Origin of the sequence: Arthrobacter sp. B6 (assembly GCF_001663775.1) — a bacterium.
Classification (GTDB): Bacteria; Actinomycetota; Actinomycetes; order Actinomycetales; family Micrococcaceae; genus Arthrobacter.
Genome location: NZ_KV467168.1, coordinates 2718780 through 2741242 on the forward strand (window position 1 = coordinate 2718780; position 22463 = coordinate 2741242).

Annotated in this window: 10 protein-coding genes and 3 rRNA genes; 11 read left to right on the forward strand and 2 right to left on the reverse strand. The window is 63.2% G+C overall.

The genetic code is table 11. The annotated features are described in order from the left end of the window. Positions 1-183: 183 nt before the first annotated feature. From AU175_RS12045 to AU175_RS12085, 9 genes are all read left to right on the forward strand, one after another. A complete protein-coding gene (locus AU175_RS12045) occupies positions 184-1188 on the forward strand; it encodes a LacI family DNA-binding transcriptional regulator (RefSeq protein ID WP_066289084.1) in 1005 nt (334 codons plus the stop codon). Between the two features lie 118 nt (positions 1189-1306). Further along, the gene (locus AU175_RS12050) at positions 1307-4345 is read left to right on the forward strand and encodes a glycoside hydrolase family 2 TIM barrel-domain containing protein (protein ID WP_082979129.1); all 3039 of its coding nucleotides are present in this window, start codon (positions 1307-1309) and stop codon (positions 4343-4345) included. A 592-nt stretch (positions 4346-4937) separates the two neighbouring features. Continuing rightward, positions 4938-6463: ribosomal RNA gene (locus AU175_RS12055) — 16S ribosomal RNA — on the forward strand. A 501-nt stretch (positions 6464-6964) separates the two neighbouring features. Next, positions 6965-10103, forward strand: a 23S ribosomal RNA gene (locus AU175_RS12060). Between the two features lie 221 nt (positions 10104-10324). Beyond that, positions 10325-10441 (forward strand): 5S ribosomal RNA (gene rrf, locus AU175_RS12065). The 16S, 23S and 5S rRNA genes sit together here, the layout of an rRNA operon. A gap of 522 nt (positions 10442-10963) precedes the next feature. After that, positions 10964-11251, forward strand: a complete 288-nt coding sequence (locus AU175_RS12070) for an HU family DNA-binding protein (RefSeq protein WP_056341443.1) — start codon at positions 10964-10966, stop codon at positions 11249-11251. A 99-nt stretch (positions 11252-11350) separates the two neighbouring features. Further along, complete coding sequence (locus tag AU175_RS12075) at positions 11351-13492, forward strand: cytochrome c oxidase assembly protein (RefSeq protein WP_066289086.1); 2142 nt, start codon at positions 11351-11353, stop codon at positions 13490-13492. Further along, positions 13492-15501, forward strand: coding sequence for an NHL domain-containing thioredoxin family protein (locus tag AU175_RS12080; protein ID WP_066289090.1), 2010 nt, complete (start codon positions 13492-13494; stop codon positions 15499-15501). The genes AU175_RS12075 and AU175_RS12080 overlap by 1 nt, the downstream gene beginning before the upstream one ends. Positions 15502-15599: 98 nt before the next feature. Continuing rightward, entirely contained in the window at positions 15600-15860 is a 261-nt protein-coding gene (locus tag AU175_RS12085) for a hypothetical protein (protein ID WP_066289091.1), read from the forward strand. A gap of 4 nt (positions 15861-15864) precedes the next feature. Here the strand turns inward: AU175_RS12085 and AU175_RS12090 are convergent, their stop codons facing one another. Both AU175_RS12090 and AU175_RS12095 read right to left on the reverse strand, forming a co-directional pair. Then, positions 15865-16857, reverse strand: a complete 993-nt coding sequence (locus AU175_RS12090; protein ID WP_197497087.1) for a hypothetical protein — start codon at positions 16855-16857, stop codon at positions 15865-15867. 131 nt (positions 16858-16988) lie between these two features. Further along, positions 16989-18722: a helicase HerA-like domain-containing protein gene (locus AU175_RS12095; RefSeq protein WP_066289098.1), complete on the reverse strand. Its 1734-nt coding sequence runs from the start codon at positions 18720-18722 to the stop codon at positions 16989-16991. Positions 18723-19057: 335 nt separating this feature from the next. Between AU175_RS12095 and AU175_RS12100 the strand changes: the two genes are divergently transcribed. Both AU175_RS12100 and AU175_RS12105 read left to right on the forward strand, forming a co-directional pair. Beyond that, on the forward strand, positions 19058-21103 hold the full coding sequence (locus AU175_RS12100) for a PxKF domain-containing protein (protein ID WP_156642288.1): 2046 nt from the start codon (positions 19058-19060) through the stop codon (positions 21101-21103). 205 nt (positions 21104-21308) lie between these two features. Further along, a complete protein-coding gene (locus tag AU175_RS12105; RefSeq protein WP_066289102.1) occupies positions 21309-22298 on the forward strand; it encodes an LLM class flavin-dependent oxidoreductase in 990 nt (329 codons plus the stop codon). The last annotated feature ends 165 nt before the right edge of the window (positions 22299-22463 follow it).

Sequence of the window (22463 nt, forward strand, 5' to 3'; positions counted from 1 at the left end):
CCGGAAGCTAAGACCCACAGCGCCGATGGTACTGCACCCGGGAGGGTGTGGGAGAGTAGGTCACCGCCGGACAACCATTAAGGTCGAGAACCCCCCAACACACACGTGTCGGGGGGTTCTCCCACTTTAACCACCAAACAAGTGGGAGGGCCTCCCCTGACCGTAGCCCTAGAATTACGGTTTATGAGCTCCTCCCCTGGCCGGTCCGCCAAGCGCGCCACGATCCTCGACGTCGCCGCTGCAGCGGGTGTTTCGCGCCAGACGGTGACGCGGGCGATGAACGACATGACCGGGATCAGGCAGGATACGCGCGAACGCGTCCAGCAGCTCGCCCGCGAGATGGGCTACACACCCAGCCGTTATGCTAAGGGTCTCGTCCAGGGTGCCCGCACCGCAATTGGGCTGGCCATACCTGACCTCACCAACCCGTACTTTCCCGCCTTTGCCTCCAGCGTCGTGGAGATGGCAACGCTGCGTGGCTGGAATGTGGTGGTGGATGATTTTGGCCACGGAAGTGGCAGCAGCCTGGATGCCGTGAAGCGGCTGTCCCCACAGGTAGATGCCGTCATCGGCTACCTGGGTCCCAGTGCGGACAAGGCCCAGGCTTTGCTGGGTCAGCGCCCCGTGGTGGTACTGGATGAGCCAGCCGGCTTGACCGCCGGCGGCATCTCCTTCGATTACTCATTTGCGGCCGGACTGGCTCTGGAGCGTCTGGGCGCCATCGGCAGCACCCGTCTTGCCTACCTTGATGCGGGGCCTGCCACGCTGCTCTCCGCCAGGGGTGCTGCTGTTAGCCGGGCTGCCGCAGATCTCGGCATAGAACTCACAGTGGTCCATTCCCGTGATTCCGCTGAGGGGGCACGCGATGCCGTCGGATCCCTCGTGGCCGAGTATCCGGCCGTGGACGGGCTCCTTACGTTCAATGACCTGATGGCAGCAGGTGCGCTGAAGGGGCTGGCAGCCAGCGGCCGTTCGGTTCCGCGCGATTGTGCCGTGATCGGTATGGACGGCATCCCGCTGGGCTTGCTGATCACCCCGGAGTTGACCACCCTCTCGCTGGACCTGCGCGACGTGGGACGGGCCGCCGTCGACCTTCTGGACGGGCTGCTGACGGGTGCCCTGCCGCCGTACGGGGCGGGTTCGCACCTGACGCTCCGCCATGAGCTCGCCATCCGCGGCTCGGCCTAGAAGGGCCCTACCCAAATCGCCTGCCGCCGGATAGTCTTAACAAGTTCGTGAACGTTCACGAAGTATTTGGAACGGCGCCGAACGCGGCCCTAAGCAACCCTTTAGCAAGGAAAATCCCATGTCAGTTCAGTCTCCCTCTGCGCCGGCCGGGACCCCGGCGAAGACCTCCCCGCAGCCGCAGAGCCGCGCCTTGGACATTGGCGTCGACGACGTCGAGGCCCTGGCGTCCCTGGAACCGGCCCGCGGCACCCTGCCGGCCCGCGCCTACCTCGAAAGCGACGCCCCCAGGAAGTCCCTCAACGGTGAGTGGCAGTTCCGCCTCAGCCCCGGAATTCGGCAGGCAGCGCGGGACGGCTGGCAGCTTGGCGAGGACCTCGGCGGGTTCACAGGACTGCCGGTTCCCTCCAGCTGGTCCATGCACGGGCATGGCGCACCGGCGTACACGAACGTGCAGTTTCCCTTTGCCGTGGAGCCGCCCCATGTGCAGGACGCAAACCCAATTGGGGATCACCTGGTGGAATTCGAGGCGGGCCCTGAATTCCTCCCCCGGGCCATCCTCCGGTTCGATGGCATCGACTCCGCCGCCACGGTATGGCTCAACGGCACGGAACTGGGCACCACGCGCGGGAGCCGGTTGGCGCACGAATTTGATGTCACTGGAATCCTGAAAAACGGCGCCAACATGCTGGCCGTCCGTGTAGCGCAGTTCTCCGCCGCGAGCTACGTGGAGGACCAGGACATGTGGTGGTTGCCGGGAATCTTCCGCGACGTCACCCTGCAGGCCAGGCCGGACCAGGGAATCGACGACGTATTTGTGCACGCCGACTATGACCACAAGACAGGCGAAGGCATCCTGCGTGTTGAGGTGAGCCGCGCCGGTGAGGCGATTGCCGCCGTCGTGCGTGTTCCGGAACTCAGCCTGGAATTGGACGCCGGCACCGAACACCGAGTCCCGGCCGTCTCGCCCTGGTCGGCGGAGCTGCCCCGGCTTTACGAGGCGACTGTCAGCGCACCCGGCGAGACCGTGACGCTGCAGCTCGGCTTCCGCAGCATCACTATCGAGGACGCCCAATTCAAGGTCAACGGCCAACGGATCCTGCTGCGTGGAGTAAACCGCCACGAGCACCACCCCAGGCTGGGCCGTGTGGTGCCCCGCGACGTTGTGGAGGCGGAGCTGCGGCTCATGAAGCAACACAACATCAATGCCATCCGTACCTCCCATTACCCGCCGCACCCCGACTTTCTGGCCCTTGCCGACCAGTTGGGCTTCTACGTGGTGCTTGAATGCGACCTGGAGACCCACGGTTTTGAGAGTGCGGGCTGGAACCAGAATCCCAGCGACGACCCGCGATGGGAGCCGGCGCTGCTGGACAGGATGCGGCGGACTGTGGAGCGGGACAAGAACCACGCCGCCGTCATTATGTGGTCCCTGGGCAACGAGGCGGGCACTGGCAGGAACCTGGCGGCCATGTCCCGTTGGGCCAAGGACAGGGATCCGTCCCGGCCCATCCACTACGAGGGCGACTGGAGCTCGGCCTACGTCGACGTCTATTCGCGGATGTACGCCAGCCAGGCCGAGACGGAGCTGATCGGCAAGGGAATCGAGGAGCCGCTGGAGGATCCAGGGCTGGATGCCCGCCGTCGTGCCATGCCTTTTGTGCTGTGCGAGTACGTCCATGCCATGGGTAACGGCCCCGGCGGCATGTCCGAATACCAGGAGCTCTTTGACCGGTATCCCCGGCTGATGGGCGGCTTCGTGTGGGAGTGGCTGGAGCACGGAATCACGGTCATGGACGCAGGCGGCCGTGAGCACTTCGCGTACGGCGGCGACTTCGGCGAGGAAGTTCACGACGGCAACTTTGTGACCGACGGCCTGGTGGACGCGCACCGCAACCCGCGGCCCGGGCTGCTTGACTTCAAGAAGGTCATCGAACCCCTGCGCCTCACCGTGGCAGAGGACTGGTCCGGCTTCACAGTACGGAACGGCTTCGACTTCGCCGATACCTCGGCGCTCAGCTTCCGGTACGTGCTGGAGGCCGACGGCGGTGCGGGCGACGGCGGTTCGGTGCTCGCGGACGGCCTGGTGGACATTTTGCCGCTGGAGCCACGCGGGGAAACGTTCGCTGACCTTCCTGCCGGCCTGGCGTCGCTCGCCGGCGGACGCGCAGCCGTCCTCACCGTCAGCGCCGTCCTTGCCGTCGGCACGGACTGGGCCGAGGCCGGCCATGAACTCGCATGGGGCCAGTCGGTCCACGACGTTGCGCTGGCCGAGAGGCCTGGGCCGATTGAGGCGGTGGGCGTTTCGCCGACTGCACTTCAACTGGGACCTGTGGTATTCGACCGGGCCTCGGGGCGGCCCCTCTCCATTGGCAGTGTCCCTGTCGACGACTTCCGCCTGGTGCTCTGGTGGGCACCAACGGACAACGACTTGGGCAGCGAATGGGCGGGGCCCGATCGGCGGACGCTTGCCACCCAATGGGCCGAGGCCGGGCTCAACCGGCTGCACCCGCGGTTGCTTGGCATCTCCGCGGACCCGGCCCCGGGTGGCGGGGAGATCCTGACCGTACGCACGCGGCTGGCCGCGGCGGACAAGCAGTACGGAGTGCTGGTTGACTACTCGTGGAGCACCAACGGAGACGCTGTGGGGCTGCGGACCCAGGTCCGTCCGGACGGGGACTGGACCAACGCCGGATTTCCCGTCGAGTGGGCGCGGATCGGTCTCGAGCTCGTGCTGGGGGCCGAGGCCGGTACCGTGGCCTGGTTCGGCCAGGGGCCGCACCAGGGCTACCCCGACACCGGGCAGGGCACAAAGACCGGCTGGTTCACCATGCCTCTGGAGGGTATGGACGTCGACTACGTTCGGCCGCAAGAGTCCGGTGCACGGTCAGGCGTGCACTCCGCGTCCATAGAGCTCGACGCCGGCACGCTGGAGATCGCGGGCGCTCCCTTCGCCCTGACGGTCCGGCCTTACAGCCTGGACGTCCTCGACGCCGCAAAGCACCGGACGGACCTCGTCCCTGACGGCCGGGCCTACGTGTACATCGACACTGCGCGCCGGGGGGTGGGTACGGCAGCGTGCGGCCCAGGAGTACTCGAGGCGTATCGGCTCACACCCCGGAAAGCTGATTTCAGTGTGGTTTTGCGGGTCCGGAACTGATGGTCTGACTGCCCTCGCCGCGGGTGGTGCTCGTGTGACCCACCCCATAGCGGGTGATTTGAGCGGCTGGACCGTCGGGGCAATGCATAAGGCCCCCGAAATCCCTGTAAATACAGGGATTTCGGGGGCCAGCGGCATCCCGCAATGTGGATTTGCCGTGGGGGGTCCGGCCGTGTATTGTTTTCTGAGTCGCCGCCGCTGAAGCGGAAAAATAGTGACAAACCCCCTTCTTCAACAGCCTGAAAACGGCACGTTTCTTAGCGTGCCGGACACAGGCGGGGCCGGTTCGTCTGGGCAGGAAATCGCGAAAACGCTGATTTGCAAAGCCCCTCGAAACCGGGTAAGTTTGAAAAGTTGCTCCGGAGCGATCCATGGCTGTTGTTTGGTTGTGGTGGTGCCGGGTGTGTCTGTTGTTTGAGAACTCAATAGTGTGCCAAGTTTGTTGATACCAATTGTTTTATTGATTGGTTGTTTTGGCCAGATCGTGCCGCCCCTGTGGTGTGGTTTGGTTTTTACAGCTGGTTTCAAATTTTGTGCAGCCGTTTTATCCCGTTTTCCCGGGGTTGGTGGTTGTGTCTGTTTTTGTTTTACTTCAACGGAGAGTTTGATCCTGGCTCAGGATGAACGCTGGCGGCGTGCTTAACACATGCAAGTCGAACGATGATCCGGTGCTTGCACCGGGGATTAGTGGCGAACGGGTGAGTAACACGTGAGTAACCTGCCCTTAACTCTGGGATAAGCCTGGGAAACTGGGTCTAATACCGGATATGACTCCTCATCGCATGGTGGGGGGTGGAAAGCTTTTTGTGGTTTTGGATGGACTCGCGGCCTATCAGCTTGTTGGTGAGGTAATGGCTTACCAAGGCGACGACGGGTAGCCGGCCTGAGAGGGTGACCGGCCACACTGGGACTGAGACACGGCCCAGACTCCTACGGGAGGCAGCAGTGGGGAATATTGCACAATGGGCGCAAGCCTGATGCAGCGACGCCGCGTGAGGGATGACGGCCTTCGGGTTGTAAACCTCTTTCAGTAGGGAAGAAGCGAAAGTGACGGTACCTGCAGAAGAAGCGCCGGCTAACTACGTGCCAGCAGCCGCGGTAATACGTAGGGCGCAAGCGTTATCCGGAATTATTGGGCGTAAAGAGCTCGTAGGCGGTTTGTCGCGTCTGCCGTGAAAGTCCGGGGCTCAACTCCGGATCTGCGGTGGGTACGGGCAGACTAGAGTGATGTAGGGGAGACTGGAATTCCTGGTGTAGCGGTGAAATGCGCAGATATCAGGAGGAACACCGATGGCGAAGGCAGGTCTCTGGGCATTAACTGACGCTGAGGAGCGAAAGCATGGGGAGCGAACAGGATTAGATACCCTGGTAGTCCATGCCGTAAACGTTGGGCACTAGGTGTGGGGGACATTCCACGTTTTCCGCGCCGTAGCTAACGCATTAAGTGCCCCGCCTGGGGAGTACGGCCGCAAGGCTAAAACTCAAAGGAATTGACGGGGGCCCGCACAAGCGGCGGAGCATGCGGATTAATTCGATGCAACGCGAAGAACCTTACCAAGGCTTGACATGGACCGGACCGGGCTGGAAACAGTCCTTCCCCTTTGGGGCCGGTTCACAGGTGGTGCATGGTTGTCGTCAGCTCGTGTCGTGAGATGTTGGGTTAAGTCCCGCAACGAGCGCAACCCTCGTTCTATGTTGCCAGCGCGTGATGGCGGGGACTCATAGGAGACTGCCGGGGTCAACTCGGAGGAAGGTGGGGACGACGTCAAATCATCATGCCCCTTATGTCTTGGGCTTCACGCATGCTACAATGGCCGGTACAAAGGGTTGCGATACTGTGAGGTGGAGCTAATCCCAAAAAGCCGGTCTCAGTTCGGATTGGGGTCTGCAACTCGACCCCATGAAGTCGGAGTCGCTAGTAATCGCAGATCAGCAACGCTGCGGTGAATACGTTCCCGGGCCTTGTACACACCGCCCGTCAAGTCACGAAAGTTGGTAACACCCGAAGCCGGTGGCCTAACCCCTTGTGGGAGGGAGCTGTCGAAGGTGGGACTGGCGATTGGGACTAAGTCGTAACAAGGTAGCCGTACCGGAAGGTGCGGCTGGATCACCTCCTTTCTAAGGAGCACCTACAGGTTCCTGCTGCGTGTATGCGTTGGTGGGGGTTTGTCAGGAGTATATGCCCGTTGCGCAGACGTAAGTTCTGCGGCGGGTGCTCAAGGGTGGAATATCAACGGATAGCGGCTGCCTGGTTCTTGTCCTGGTCTAGTACGGATGCTCTTTGGGTGTTCTGGAACGGCGGGGTGGGGGTTTGGGTGGTTTAGTGTTTGGCACACTGTTGGGTCCTGAGGCAACAGGGCCGGGGTTCTTCTGTGAGGGAGGGTTCTGGTGTTTGTTTGTTTCTGGTTTCCTGGCTGCATCGATCGCATGCGTTGGCCCTTTGGGGTTGTGTGTGGGGTGTGTGGTTTGGGGTTGTTGTTTGAGAACTACATAGTGGACGCGAGCATCTTTTATAAGAAGCAATTTCCAAGAATATGAACCTGGATCTGGTTCGCATGCCTTTTTGGTGTGTGGAGCGGTTTCTGTGGTTCTCTCGAAAATTACTCCTTGATCTTTTGTGGTCAAGTTTTTAAGAGCACACGGTGGATGCCTTGGCATTAGGAGCCGAAGAAGGACGTAGGAATCTGCGATAAGCCTGGGGGAGTCGATAACCGGACTGTGATCCCAGGGTGTCCGAATGGGGAAACCCCGCCAGGGGCGCGAGTTGCCTGGTGACCCGCATCTGAACACATAGGGTGCGTGGAGGGAACGCGGGGAAGTGAAACATCTCAGTACCCGCAGGAAGAGAAAACAATAGTGATTCCGTCAGTAGTGGCGAGCGAACGCGGATCAGGCTAAACCGTTCCATGTGTGATAGCCGGCGGGCGTTGCATGGTCGGGGTTGTGGGACTTTCCGTACTGTCTCTGCCGGGACAGTGGGGTGTGATGTGCTGGCATAGGTGAACGGTCTTGAAAGGCCGGCCGTAGAGGGTGTGAGCCCCGTAACCGAAATGTTGAGTGCCGCCTGGAGAGTATCCCAAGTAGCACGGGGCCCGAGAAATCCCGTGTGAATCTGTCAGGACCACCTGATAAGCCTAAATACTCCCTAATGACCGATAGCGGACCAGTACCGTGAGGGAAAGGTGAAAAGTACCCCGGGAGGGGAGTGAAACAGTACCTGAAACCGTGTGCTTACAATCCGTCGGAGCAGCCGCACCTTGTGTGCATAGTAGTTGTGACGGCGTGCCTTTTGAAGAATGAGCCTGCGAGTTAGTGTTACGTCGCGAGGTTAACCCGTGTGGGGAAGCCGTAGCGAAAGCGAGTCTGAATAGGGCGTTGCAGTGGCGTGATCTAGACCCGAAGCGAAGTGATCTACCCATGGCCAGGTTGAAGCGACGGTAAGACGTCGTGGAGGACCGAACCCACTTCAGTTGAAAATGGAGGGGATGAGCTGTGGGTAGGGGTGAAAGGCCAATCAAACTTCGTGATAGCTGGTTCTCCCCGAAATGCATTTAGGTGCAGCGTTGCGTGTTTCTTACCGGAGGTAGAGCTACTGGATGGCTAATGGGCCCTACAAGGTTACTGACGTCAGCCAAACTCCGAATGCCGGTAAGTGAGAGCGCAGCAGTGAGACTGTGGGGGATAAGCTTCATAGTCGAGAGGGAAACAGCCCAGACCACCAACTAAGGCCCCTAAGCGTGTGCTAAGTGGGAAAGGATGTGGAGTTGCGAAGACAACCAGGAGGTTGGCTTAGAAGCAGCCATCCTTAAAAGAGTGCGTAATAGCTCACTGGTCAAGTGATTCCGCGCCGACAATGTAGCGGGGCTCAAGTACACCGCCGAAGTTGTGGCATTCAGATATTAGCTAAGCCCTTGTGGTTCAGGCGTCTGGATGGGTAGGGGAGCGTCGTGTGGGCAGTGAAGTCGCGGTGTAAACCAGCGGTGGAGCCTACACGAGTGAGAATGCAGGCATGAGTAGCGAAAGACGGGTGAGAAACCCGTCCGCCGAATGATCAAGGGTTCCAGGGTCAAGCTAATCTGCCCTGGGTAAGTCGGGACCTAAGGCGAGGCCGACAGGCGTAGTCGATGGACAACGGGTTGATATTCCCGTACCGGCGAAAAACCGCCCATGCTGAACAGGGGATACTAACTGCCCGAGACCTGCCCGATCACCCTTGTGGTGTGAGGGTTTTGGTGGAGCGCAGGACCTGATCCTGGGAGGCAAGCGTATTAACAGGTGTGACGCAGGAAGGTAGCCAAGCCGGGCGATGGTTGTCCCGGTCTAAGGATGTAGGGCGAACGGTAGGCAAATCCGCTGTTCATGATGCCTGAGATCTGATGGGACCCCCGTTTGGGGGGATTTGGTGATCCTATGCTGCCGAGAAAAGCATCGACGCGAGGTTTTAGCCGCCCGTACCCCAAACCGACACAGGTGATCAGGTAGAGAATACTAAGGCGATCGAGAGAATTATGGTTAAGGAACTCGGCAAAATGCCCCCGTAACTTCGGGAGAAGGGGGGCCCCAACCTTGAACACCACTTGCTGGTGGGAGGGGATCGGGGCCGCAGAGACCAGGGGGAAGCGACTGTTTACTAAAAACACAGGTCCGTGCGAAGTCGCAAGACGATGTATACGGACTGACTCCTGCCCGGTGCTGGAAGGTTAAGAGGACCGGTTAGCCGCAAGGCGAAGCTGAGAATTTAAGCCCCAGTAAACGGCGGTGGTAACTATAACCATCCTAAGGTAGCGAAATTCCTTGTCGGGTAAGTTCCGACCTGCACGAATGGAGTAACGACTTCCCCGCTGTCTCAACCATAAACTCGGCGAAATTGCAGTACGAGTAAAGATGCTCGTTACGCGCAGCAGGACGGAAAGACCCCGAGACCTTTACTATAGTTTGGTATTGGTGTTCGGAGTGGCTTGTGTAGGATAGGTGGGAGACGTTGAAGCCCGGACGCCAGTTCGGGTGGAGTCATCGTTGAAATACCACTCTGGTCACTTTGGACATCTAACTTCGGCCCGTAATCCGGGTCAGGGACAGTGCCTGATGGGTAGTTTAACTGGGGCGGTTGCCTCCTAAAAAGTAACGGAGGCGCCCAAAGGTTCCCTCAGCCTGGTTGGCAATCAGGTGTCGAGTGTAAGTGCACAAGGGAGCTTGACTGTGAGAGAGACATCTCGAGCAGGGACGAAAGTCGGGACTAGTGATCCGGCGGTACATTGTGGAATGGCCGTCGCTCAACGGATAAAAGGTACCTCGGGGATAACAGGCTGATCTTGCCCAAGAGTCCATATCGACGGCATGGTTTGGCACCTCGATGTCGGCTCGTCGCATCCTGGGGCTGGAGTAGGTCCCAAGGGTTGGGCTGTTCGCCCATTAAAGCGGTACGCGAGCTGGGTTTAGAACGTCGTGAGACAGTTCGGTCCCTATCCGCTGCGCGCGCAGGAAATTTGAGAAGGGCTGTCCTTAGTACGAGAGGACCGGGACGGACGAACCTCTGGTGTGTCAGTTGTACTGCCAAGTGCACCGCTGATTAGCTACGTTCGGATGGGATAACCGCTGAAAGCATCTAAGCGGGAAGCTCGCTTCGAGATGAGATTTCCATACACCTTGTGTGTGAGAGGCCCCCAGCCAGACCACTGGGTTGATAGGCCGGATGTGGAAGCGAGGACTAACGACTCGTGAAGCTGACCGGTACTAATAGGCCGATAACTTACACCACACACCCCTTTCGTGAACGGCATTCAAAAGACGTTCACACCACGAAAAGGGTAAAAAGAAACAAGACTGCTTGCGTCCACTATGTGGTTCCCAAACAACAAACCAAACGTTGCTTGCGGAACACAACTAAATAACAACACCACAGTTCCCTAACAGGAACATGTTGTAACCACAGACTTCCCACACACCCGCCCCCTGGCGGCGTGTGACGGGTAACAGGGTTACGGCGGTCATAGCGTGGGGGAAACGCCCGGTCCCATTCCGAACCCGGAAGCTAAGACCCACAGCGCCGATGGTACTGCACCCGGGAGGGTGTGGGAGAGTAGGTCACCGCCGGACATAAATTAGGCTCAGGCCCCGACAAACACGTCGGGGCCTGACCCATTTAACCCACCAAACCCCCACCCATCACCTGCACCCTTCCACGCAACCCCCACCCACACCCTGCAACGCTCCGCGCGACCCTCACCCACACCCTGCAGCCTTCCGCGCGACCCTCTCCCACATCCTGCACCTTTTCACGCGACCCTCTTGCACCCCGCGGAACCCGACCAGGGGCACCCAACACCGCACCGCCGTCATACACTGTCCGGACGGCACAAAAGCGAGAGAGCATCCCGGCAAAACCCGCAACAAATGAGAGAGCATCCCCTGGGACGGGGCAGGACGTTCGGCTGAGCGTCCGCTGTGGGCGCAATTCCCGGCACAAATCCCCTAAAATCGGGTGATTTTAGTCAAAAAGTCGCGGAAACACGCGGAATTTGCGGTCCCCGCCGGTCCAAGCTGGTAAGTTTTCGAACAGTGGCTTGTACGCATGCCGCGTGCAGGCTCCAGAAATCATGACCGTCCAGGAGGACATCAATGGCTAAGAACCGTAGTGAACTTGTTTCAGAGGTAGCAGGCAAGGCCGGCACCAGCCAGGCAGCCGTCAACTCCGTTCTCGATGCACTGTTCGAGGTTTTCGAGACCTCTGTCGCCGCGGGCGAGAAGATCACCATCCCGGGTTGGCTCGCCGTCGAGCGCACCGACCGTGCAGCACGCACCGGCCGCAACCCGCAGACCGGCGAGACCATCCAGATCGCCGCCGGCCACAGCGTCAAGCTGACCGCTGGTTCCAAGCTGAAGGCTGCAGTCGCCAAGAAGAAGTAGTCTTCTTCAGCAGCATCTGTGGAGCGGCAACCTTGTGGTTGCCGCTCCACTGCTTTAAGCCGATTCGCCGCCTCGGCACGTGTAGCGGACAATGGATAGGTGCCTTCCGCAGCAAAATCCCGTCCCACCGCACCCCGGCCAGCACCCCACACGGGAGCCTCCGGACTGCTGGCCGGTGCCTTGGGAATTTCGCGGCCGTGGCAGTTCGCGGGGCTCGCAGCACTGCTCCTGGGCCTGACTGCGGCGCTCCTGTTTTCCGGGGCGGCTGCAGCACGTGCCGTCTCGGACCCGGGCGCGCTGGTCCGCTGGGGGCTTCCCATCAGCAAAGCCATCCACAACGTCTCGCTGGCGACGGTAGTGGGCGGGCTGATCTTCGCCGTCGGCATCCTGCCCCGGAGTACGTCCCGGCGGTCCAGGGACGACGACGGTCCGGAACATCCGGCCTTCGCCAGGGCTTTGGCGGCCGCGGCGGCCGCCGGCGCAGCCTGGACCCTGTCTGCCATCGCCGTCCTGGTGTTCACGTACTCAGATGTCGCCGGCCAGGGCATTTCCGGGGACGCCGAGTTCACCCAGGCGCTGGTCTACTTCATGACGGACATCGAGACCGGGCGGGCGTGGCTCGCCGTCACCATCATCGCTGCCGTTGTCACCACGGCGCTGTTCGGAGTGAGGTCACTGGGAGGCCTCGCGCTCACCCTGGTCCTGGCGCTCGTCGGCCTGGTGCCTGCCGCGCTGATTGGGCACTCGTCCAGCTCCTCGGATCACGAAGGCGCCATCAATTCCCTGGGCCTCCACCTCGTCGGCGTCAGTGCCTGGGTGGGCGGCATCATCATCCTGGCCGTGCTTTCCGGGACCCTGACCGCGTCAAAACCTGGCACCGCAGCCGACATCACCGAACCAACACTTCGCAGGTTCTCGTCCCTCGCCGGCTTTGCATTCATCCTGGTCTTTGCGTCCGGTGTCATCAACGCCAGCATCCGCATTACCAACTGGGGTGACCTCTTCGGCTCCGCCTACGGCCAGCTGATCCTGGCGAAGACCGCCGCCACCCTGGTCCTGGGCGGCATCGGATTTATGCACCGGCAGTGGGTCATCCCGCAGCTGGGCCGCAAGGGGTCAGGGCTCTCATCCCGTCGCGTCCTGTGGCAGTTGGTGGTGGCGGAACTCCTCATCATGGGTGCCACCTCGGGCGTGGCCGTGGCATTGAGCCGTTCCGCACCCCCGCAGCCCACCACCTTTGCCCCCGACGCCTCGCCCGCATTCATCCTTACCGGCTACGAGCTGCCCCCCGAGCTGACGCCTGAGCGCTGGCTGACGGAGTGGCGCCTGGATTGGCTGTGGATCGCCGTCGCCCTCTTCGGGCTGGTCTCATACCTGCTGGGCGTGGCGAAGGTGCTGCGGCGTGGAGACAAGTGGCAGTGGTTCCGCACAGTGAACTGGGTCATCGGACTGCTGGTGTTGACGTACATCACGTCCGGTCCGCCAGCTGTTTACGGCCGTGTCCTCTTCTCCGCGCACATGGTGGACCACATGGCCCTGACCATGGTGGCACCCATCTTCCTGGTACTCGGTGCACCGGCGACCTTGGCGCTCCGCGCCCTGCCGGCCCGCGGCGACGGCTCCCGCGGCCTGCGCGAATGGCTGCTGGTGTTTGTGCACTCCAAATTCTCGCAGCTCGTGACCCACCCCATTTTCGCGGCCGGCAACTTCGCCGGCTCCATCGTCCTGTTCTACTATTCGGACTTGTTCGGCTTCGCCATGCGCGAGCACGTGGGCCACGAGCTGATGATCCTGCACTTCCTGCTCACGGGATACATCTTCATCCTGAGCATGATCGGCTCGGACCCCCTTCCGCGCCGGGCACCGTACCCCATGCGGCTGGTGCTCCTCCTGGCCACCATGGGGTTTCACGCTTTCTTCGGCGTGGCCATCATGGGCGGCACCAACCTGCTGGCGGCTGATTACTTCGGCAACCTCGGCCGGGCCTGGGGTCCATCTGCTCTGCTGGACCAGCAGATGGGTGGCGCTGTGGCCTGGGGCATCGGAGAGGTGCCCACCCTGCTGGTGGCAATCGGCGTCGCCGTGATGTGGTCCCGGTCCGACGCGCGTGAAACCAAACGCGTGGACCGCGCGGCAGACAGGAATAACGACGCCGATCTGACCGCTTACAACGATATGTTTGCCAAATTGGCTGAACGCGACGCCAAGCTGGCTGAACGAAACAAGCTGGAAGGACGCTGATGAGCGAAACCGTACGCACCCACCTCCGGGTCCGCGCCTCCGAACTGGTGGGCCGCAACTGGCTGAACACCGGTGGCAAGTCGCTGGACCTGGAAGCCCTGCGCGGCAAGATCGTGCTCCTGGACTTCTGGACCTTCTGCTGCATCAACTGCCTGCACGTCCTGGACGAGCTACGGCCCCTTGAGGAACAGTACTCCGACGTCCTGGTCACCGTGGGCGTCCACTCACCCAAGTTCGAACACGAGGCAGACCCTGTGGCGCTGGCCGCCGCCGTTGAGCGCTACGAGATCCACCACCCCGTCCTGGACGACCCCGAACTGGACACCTGGAAGGCCTACACCGCACGCGCCTGGCCCACCCTGGTGGTCATCGACCCCGAGGGGTACATCGTGGCGCACCTCTCCGGTGAAGGCCACGCCGACGGCCTGGCGGTGCTGATCCCGGAACTGATCGCCGCCCACGAGGCCAAGGGCACGCTGCACCGCGGCTCAGGCCCGTACGTGGCGCCCGAGCCCACGTCGGGCACGCTGCACTTCCCCGGCAAGGCGCTCTACCTGCCTGCCGGACGCGGCGCATCCGCCTTGGATGAAACGTCCGACGCCGGCACTGCCGCAGGTGCCGCAACACATGGTTCGTGGCTGGTCACCGATACGGGCCACCACCGCCTTGTGGAGCTGGGCACCGACTTCCACACCGTCCTGGGCACTTACGGCTCCGGCATCAAGGGCTACGCTGACGGCCCTGCCGCCGGTGACGCGGCCACCGCCCAGTTCAACGAGCCCCAGGGCCTGGTGCTGCTGCCGGAGGACGTGGCTGGGAAGGTGGGCTACGACGTCGTTATTGCTGACTCCGTCAACCACCGGCTGCGCGGTCTGTCGCTGCAGGATGGAAAGGCCTCCACCCTCGTGGGCAGTGGCGTCCAGCGGCTTCTGGAAACGGGCCCTGCCCGCGTTGACGAGGACGCCGCCGGGTTCACTGGCCGCCTGAGCGAGCACCCGCTTGAGGTCTCCCTGAGCTCGCCGTGGGATCTTGTGTGGTCCAGGAAGCTCAACGCCGTGGTGATCGCGATGGCCGGCACCCACCAGATCTTCAGCTTCGACCCGCTGACCGGCGCCGTCGCCATTGCCGCCGGCAACGGGCTGGAGGGCCTGCTGGATGGTTCCGCCCACGAGGCCTGGTTCGCCCAGCCGTCCGGCCTTGCGGAAGACGCGGCCGGCAACATCTGGGTGGCCGACTCTGAAACGTCCGCCCTCCGTAAGCTCGTGATTGACGACGACGGCACCCTCACCGTGGAGTCCGCCGTCGGGAAGGGGCTGTTCGACTTCGGCTTCCGCGACGGGCCCGCCGCCGAGGCCCGCCTGCAGCACCCACTGGGCGTTACGGTCCTGCCGGACGGCTCCGTGGCCATCGCCGACACCTACAACGGCGCGGTTCGCCGCTACGACCCCACCACGGGAACGGTGTCCACGCTGGCGCGCGGGCTGCTCGAACCGTCGGACGTGATTGTGGATCACACACAGTCAGCCGGCTCCGAGCCGCTGTTGGTCGTGGTGGAGGCCAACAAGCACCAGCTGGTATACGTGCCGATCCCCAAGGAAGCCCAGCAGGTGGACGAAGGTGCGTCCCAGACCCACCGGCCCAAGAGCCCTGTGGCCCCCGGCCCCCTGGAGCTCACGGTCCGTTTCACTGCCCCCACGGGGCAGAAGCTGGATGACCGCTGGGGCGACCCCACCCAGCTCAAGATCTCCTCCACGCCGCCCGAACTTTTGGTGTCCGGCGGCGGAACCTCGGTGGGACTGCTCCGGACGCTGGAGCTCTCCGCTGACATCCCCGAAGGCGTGCTTCACATTACGGCCCGCGCTGCGGCCTGCGACGGACCCGAGACCGAGGACGGCGAGATCCCGGACCACGCAGCCTGCCACCTGTACCAGCAGGACTGGGGGATTCCCGTGCTGATGCAGGACGACGGCGACACTGAGCTGGTCCTGGACCTGCGCGGCATGGACTGAGCGCCGCCGTCGTGCGTTAGCTGAAAAGGCTGCCTCCCCGGACTTGGCGTCACGGGAGGCAGCCTTTTGCGTTCCCCGTCCATGTCCGGGCCCCGGCTATGGACCTCCCGAAAGCCCCGGAGCTGTGCGGCGGAGCGGCCCCCAGCAGGCTTCCGGGAAAGCGGAACGGACCTGCCCGGGAGGTCCTGCGATGGGTGGACCGAGGTGCTGAATCCCTTCTGGAGACGCTCGCCAGGACGTCCTCCAGGCAGGCGGGCATCAAGGTCGTAACGCAGGTGTACGTGGACCGGGTGGGATACGTGGACCTGCCGGCGGACATGGTGGCGCAGGTACTGGAGGTCCTGGCGAGGCGCCGGTAGCCGCCTAGTAGCTCAGGAGCGGGGTTACCTTGATGGTGTCGCCTGCGACGTCCAAACGGGTGGTGAAGCTGAAGTCCACTTCTTCATTGAGCGGGAAGTTGGCGCCCGTGAAGGAGTTCTGCTGGACGGCTTCCACCCGGGCCTTGCCGTCGAGTGGTGCCACCACCCAGCGGCCGCCGAAGGGTTCGATGGAGATCTCCGGGTACTCGGTGATTTTCCATTTGATGGTGCCGTCGTACACCGTGTTGTTGCTGGCGTAGTAGAAGGGGCAGTCGGGCTGGAGTTTCTGCTGCTTCTGGGCCTCAGCGGCGCACGTGTCCAGGAACTCCTTGACCTTCGCCCCGACATCCTCCTGGAGATCCTCCGTAGCCTGGGTCAGCAGGTTAAGCGGAGCGACCGGGACGCCGCCGGCTGTGACAGTGGCACGGGTGGGCGGGGCGGAGAAGTACTCGCCGTTCAGCGACGCCTCGTACTCCCCGGGGTAGAAGACGGCAAAGGAGTTGCGGCCGTTGGGCATGTTGACCGGCACACCGTTGACGGTGGCCTCGCTGGCATTCACTACCGTGATGTCCACGGTGGGAAGCCGCGAGGGGACAAAGGCCCAGGTGTTGAAGAACAGCCATTCGGTGCCGGTCTTTTCCAGCATGAATTCGGTGCGCAGCCGGCTGCCGTCGATGGTGTATTCCATCGGGACCATCACCTGGTTCCGGGGACGTTCTTCGGCTTCGCCGATATTGACGTTGGCAAGCCGCGAGGCTGCTGTCTGCAGGGCGGTTCCGTCGAGCATGGCGGCGTTGGCCTGCGGGACGGTGGCGCGCAACAGGCCCAGTGCCTTGCCGCCGTCCCCGCTGTGGAGCGCGTCAAGATACTCACGCACGGGCTGCTGCGGACTGGCCACCGTATTGTTCACCACGTTCACCGCGACGATGGCCCCGGCCACGGCGAGCATGAGGCCCAACAGCCATCCGGCCGCGATCCTCACCAACGCTTGACTCATCTGCACGTCCCCCACGTTACCTGCAAGCCCGCCGATTTCCGGTGCCGGGGCACCCCTGCATGACGCGGAACGGCCGCATTCCCAACGCCCGACGGCGGCACCCCAGGTCGCGGAACACCGCCGGGTCCTGCCTAGCGGCGGCGCCGGGACGACGTGCCGAACACGCCTCGGAGCAGTTCGCGGCCAAGCTGGGTTCCCATGGAACGGACCATGCTCTTCAGTCCTCCGCCCAGCGCCCCGCCGAGGGCTCCGGCGAGGTCCCCCACCATGTCGCCGCCGGCCGGGGCAGACTGTTTCGGTGCGCGGGGTGCCCGCTGGTCCCGCCCGGCATCAACGCTGTCCTGAGCCGGTGATGGAGCCGGCGCGGGGCGGCTGCTGGGCCGGCCCAGGATCTCTTCCTCGATCCTGCGAGCCTCGGCGTCGACGTCGTCCTGGCTCCTGGATCCGCCCGGCGAGGGGGATCCGCCTGGAACCGGTGGTTCGCCCGGTGCCGCCGCGCCCGTGGGGGCGGCAGCCTTGCCGGTGAGCTTTTCGTAGGCGGAGACGTTGTCCACGGCCGTGCCGTACTTGGCTAGCAGCGCGGAGCCGGCCACCGTGCTTTTGACCAGGTCGTCCGAGCTGGGACCCATGACGGACTCAGGCGCACGCAGCCGGGTGTGTGCCACCGGTGTGGGGGCACCCTTCTCGTTCATGACCGTGATGACGGCTTCGCCGATCCCTGCGGAGGTCAGTGTTTCCTCGAGGTTGTAGTCGCTGACAGGGAACGTGGACACCGTGGCCTTGAGCGCCTTGGCATCCTCCGGGGTAAAGGCGCGCAGGGCGTGCTGGACACGGTTGGAGAGCTGCCCGAGGACGTCCGCCGGCACGTCCTTGGGCGTCTGCGTGACGAAGAAGATGCCCACGCCCTTGGAACGGATGAGCCGGACCGTGGTGGTGATGGCGTCCAGGAACGCCTTGGATGCATCGTTGAACAGCAAGTGGGCTTCGTCCAGGAAGAACACCAGTTTGGGCTTGTCCAGGTCGCCTGCCTCCGGGAGGTCCTCGAACAGGTCGGCGAGCAGCCACATCAGGAACGTGGAGAACAGCATCGGTTTGGTCTGGAGCGTTGGCAACTCCAGGCAGGTGATCACGCCGCGGCCGTCCGGCGCCGTGCGGAGCAGTTCAGCGGTGTCGAATTCCGGCTCGCCGAAGAACCGTTCCAGCCCCTGCGCTTCCAGGTTTACCAACTCCCGCAGGATGACGCCGGCCGTGGCTTTGGACAGGCCGCCCAGCTCAGCCAGTTCGTCCTTGCCCTCGGCCGACGTCAGGAACTGGATGACCGAGCGAAGGTCCTTCAGGTCGATGAGTTCCAGGTTGTTCTTGTCCGCGAAGTGGAAGACCAGCTGCAGGCTGGACTCCTGGGTGTCGTTGAGCTCCATCACCCTGGACAGCAGGATGGGGCCAAATGAGGTGACCGTGGCACGGACAGGCACGCCGTTGCCGTCGCCACCCAGGGCCAGGAATTCCACAGGGAACGTTTTGCCGGCCCACTCCTGGCCAATGCTCCCGGTGCGTGCGGTGAGTTTCTCGCTGCCGGCAGCGGCCGTGGCCAGGCCTGAGAGGTCGCCTTTGATGTCCGCCAGGAACACCGGCACGCCAGCGGTGGACAGCTGCTCCGCCATCATGTGGAGGGTGACTGTCTTGCCCGTGCCCGTGGCGCCGGCCACCAGCCCATGGCGGTTCATCATGGCCAGCGGCAACCGGACCGGGGCCTCCGTGTGGACTTCGCCGTCGATGATTGCGGCCCCGAGCTCGATGGTGGCGCCTTCCAGGGTGTAGCCCTTCTGGATGGTGGCGAGTTTCTCTGCGGTGGTTTTGTTGGCCATGCCGCTAGCTTAGCGGCGGCCGCGGGAGATTCCCGGTGAGTGCCAGCGACTTTATCGTCTCCGGATCAGCCTGTGTTCGCACCACACGGGCCGCCGTGCCAGGCGGTGGCGATGGCCCGCGAAGGAGGACGGCATAGCACCTTAGGTGTACTCAGCACGTGTTTGGCGGTCCCGCCCGGGCAAACCGAGTAGTGCACCGGGCTACCTCCGGGAAAACGAGTACTCGGGCCGGAAAGACGGGTGTGGATTACGCGTGTGCGGGACGGGGGCGATCCCTACGGTGGGATTACAGTGCGTCCGGGACTGGCCGCACCGTGGATGAGGGAGGCCATTTCATGAAGTATTCAGCGGCAATCCAGGGCCCCGGCCCGGGGACGAGATCGCTCCGCCCCGCAGGCTTCAGGACGGCGGCAGCTGTGGCCGCCGGGAGCCTCCTCCTGGCCAGTGCCGGGGTGGTTTACGCGGACGATATTTACAACAATCTCGACGGGACCATCGACTCGGTTGCCGAGGTCATGCCCCTGAATGTGGGAGGGCCGAATGGCGCCACCACGCTGGCGTTGTCCACAACCGACGGAGACGGAAAAAACGGCTGCAACCTTCAGGGACAGACCATCCTGAGGCTCGCCCTGGCATCCAGCAACCCGGCGGTGGCCAGTGTGTTTCCGGCCGAAACTACGTTTACATCCTGCGGCTTCACTCAACCTCTCGCCGTCACGCCGCTTGCCGCCGGATCGGCCACAGTGACTGCAACAATCCTCAGCAATAACACCGGCAATTCCTTCAATCTCGCGCCGGCGACGTTCACCGTGAACGTCGTTGCCCCGGCTCCTGCAAACACCGCGCCGGTTCTGAGCATCAGCGATGTCGAAGCTGGCGCCTCCTACGCCAAGGGATCTGTTCCCGCGGCGGTCTGTAACGTGATCGATGCCGAAGACGGGGCCAGCTCCTTCCCACCCCTGCTCAGCGCCATCACGGGGCCCGACGAAGCCACGGGCGTCGGTTCTCAGGAAGCCAGCTGCGATTACACGGACGGCGGCGGCCTGACGGCATCGAGCTCGGTGACCTACAACATCGTCGATGCCACCGCGCCGAAGATCAGCTACACACTCAGCCCCGCCACACCGGATGGGTTGGCAGGCTGGTACCGGAACTCTGTCCAGCTGACCTGGACCGTTACCGAACCAGACTCACCCAGCACGCTCCAGCTAGACGGCTGCGATGACACTCTTGTCTCTACCGACCAGTTGCCCGGTGACTACTCCTGTTCAGCCACCAGCAGCGCCGGGAGCGCCGGTCCGGTCACAGTGTCCATCATGAAGGACGGAACGGCACCGACAGTCGGTTACACGGGTGCAACAGGCACCGTGGGCAACGACGGCTGGTACGTATCGGACGTCCTCGCCTGGTTCACGGCTACGGACGAAACGTCGGGTCCCGTCTCGAACACTCAGGCGGTGAGCTCCAGCGGAGAAGGACCTGCCATTACGGTCGCGAGTCCTGAATTTGCGGACGTCGCCGGCAACACCACCGCGGCCGGTGCCGCTTCCCAAACGTTTAAGATCGACAAGACAGCGCCGGAGGTCTCCTACACCTCAGCGGCCGGCACAGAAGGCACGGACGGCTGGTACCGGAGCAACGTGGTGGCCACATTCATCGGTGCCGATGCAACGTCAGGCCCGGCTTCTGCCACCAAGACCTCCACCTCAGACGGTGAGGGAGCGGCCGTCGTCGTTGGGAGCCCCGAGTTTGAAGACGTCGCGGGCAACGTCACGCCAGCCGGCGCGGCTGCAGCGAGCTTCAAGATCGACAAAACTCCTCCGACGGTCAACTTCGCCTCACTGCCGGCCGACAGCTACTACGGATCCACCCCCGCCGCACCGGACTGCGTGGCATGGGACAGTCTTTCCGGGCTCGCTGGTAGCTGTACCGTCAGCGGCTACGAAACCACGGTGGGCACCCACAGTCTGACCGCCACCGCCACCGACAAGGCAGGCAACACAGCAACCACAACTCATGAGTACACAGTGAAGGCCTGGACCCTGAAGGGCTTCTACCAGCCGGTGGACATGAACGGCGTGCTGAACACCGTCAAGGGCGGCAGCACCGTGCCGGCGAAGTTCGAAGTGTTCGCTGGCACGACGGAGATCATCGACACGAGCAAGATGTCGTTCACCATGGCCAAGATCTCCTGCTCGCCGGTTGTGCCCACCGACGAAATAGAAACAACTGCAACCGGCAGCACGTCGCTCCGCTACGACGCAACGGCCGGCCAGTTCGTCTACAACTGGAAGACGCCCGCCGGTGCGGGTACCTGCTACCGCCTCACCATGACGGCGTCCGACGGCAGTTCCATCAGCGCCAACTTCAAACTGAAGTAGGACCAAACAGCAGGGGCCCGGCCGCCAGCCGGGCCCCTGCTGCGCCCCCCACCTGCCGTTCAAACGCCGCGTGGCGGACGGATAGTGTGGGCCACCCCACCGCCGCCAGCTGAAATATCCCGGGCGCCGCCGTCGTTGTCCACAGTGTGCCCGTCGCCACCCGGCCGGCGCACCCTACGCAACGCATCGAAAGGCCGGCACTGACGTGACTCTTCCCCTCTCCATTCTCGATCTGGCAACCATCGGCAGGGGCCAGACGGCGGCGGAGAGTTTCGCGGGCAGCGTGGCCATGGCGCTACGGGCGGAGGAACTGGGATACCGCCGGATCTGGTATGCAGAGCACCACAACATGTCCTCCATTGCGTCGTCGGCCACCAGCGTGCTGATCGCCCACGTGGCAGCTCACACCAAGAGCATCAGGCTGGGTGCCGGCGGCATCATGCTCCCCAACCACTCGCCGCTGACCATCGCCGAGCAGTTCGGCACCCTGGAGACGCTGCACCCAGGGCGGATAGACCTTGGCCTGGGCCGCGCCCCGGGCAGCGACCAGAACACCATGCGCGCACTGCGGCGGGACCCGATGTCCGCCGACAGCTTCCCCCAGGACGTCCTGGAGCTGCAGGGCTACCTCACCGGCCCCACCCGGGTCCAGGGCGTGGAAGCCACCCCGGGCAAGGGGACAAACGTGCCGCTGTACATCCTGGGCTCGTCCCTGTTCGGTGCACGGCTGGCTGCCCAGCTGGGCCTGCCGTACGCATTCGCCTCGCACTTCGCGCCGAACGCCCTCCAGGACGCCGTGGCTGTTTACCGCCGGGAATTCAAGCCGTCGGCCCAGTTGGACGCACCGCACGTGATCGCCGGCGTCAACGTCATCGCCGCGGATACAGCCGCCGAGGCGCAGGCGACTTTCCAGGCCACCAAGCGTGCCCGTGTGTCCCTGTTCTTTGGCGGCGGACGCGAATTCACCGACGACGAGGCGGACATGATCCTGGATTCACCGCAGGGCCAGCATGTCTCGCAGATGATGACGTACTCAGCGGTCGGCACCCCGGACGCGGTCATCGAATACCTGGATGAGTTTGGCAAGCACGCCGACGCCGATGAGCTGATCGTTGCGCACCAGAGCACCGGCACCGAAGCGCGGATCCGCTCCGTGGAGTTGCTGGCACAGGCTGCCGGCCTGGCCCGGGTCTAGGCCCTCCGCCGGCGCCCCGCCTCCAGTCCTTCGGCGGGCGTCACGCCCGGCACGTTTTTGGGTAAGCACGACGGCGGGTTCCCCGGAAACACGCGGCCGGAGCCGCCGTCGTGGTCGCAAAAGCTGCCCGGCGTGACGTGCGGACCCACGTTTGCCGGGGCGGTC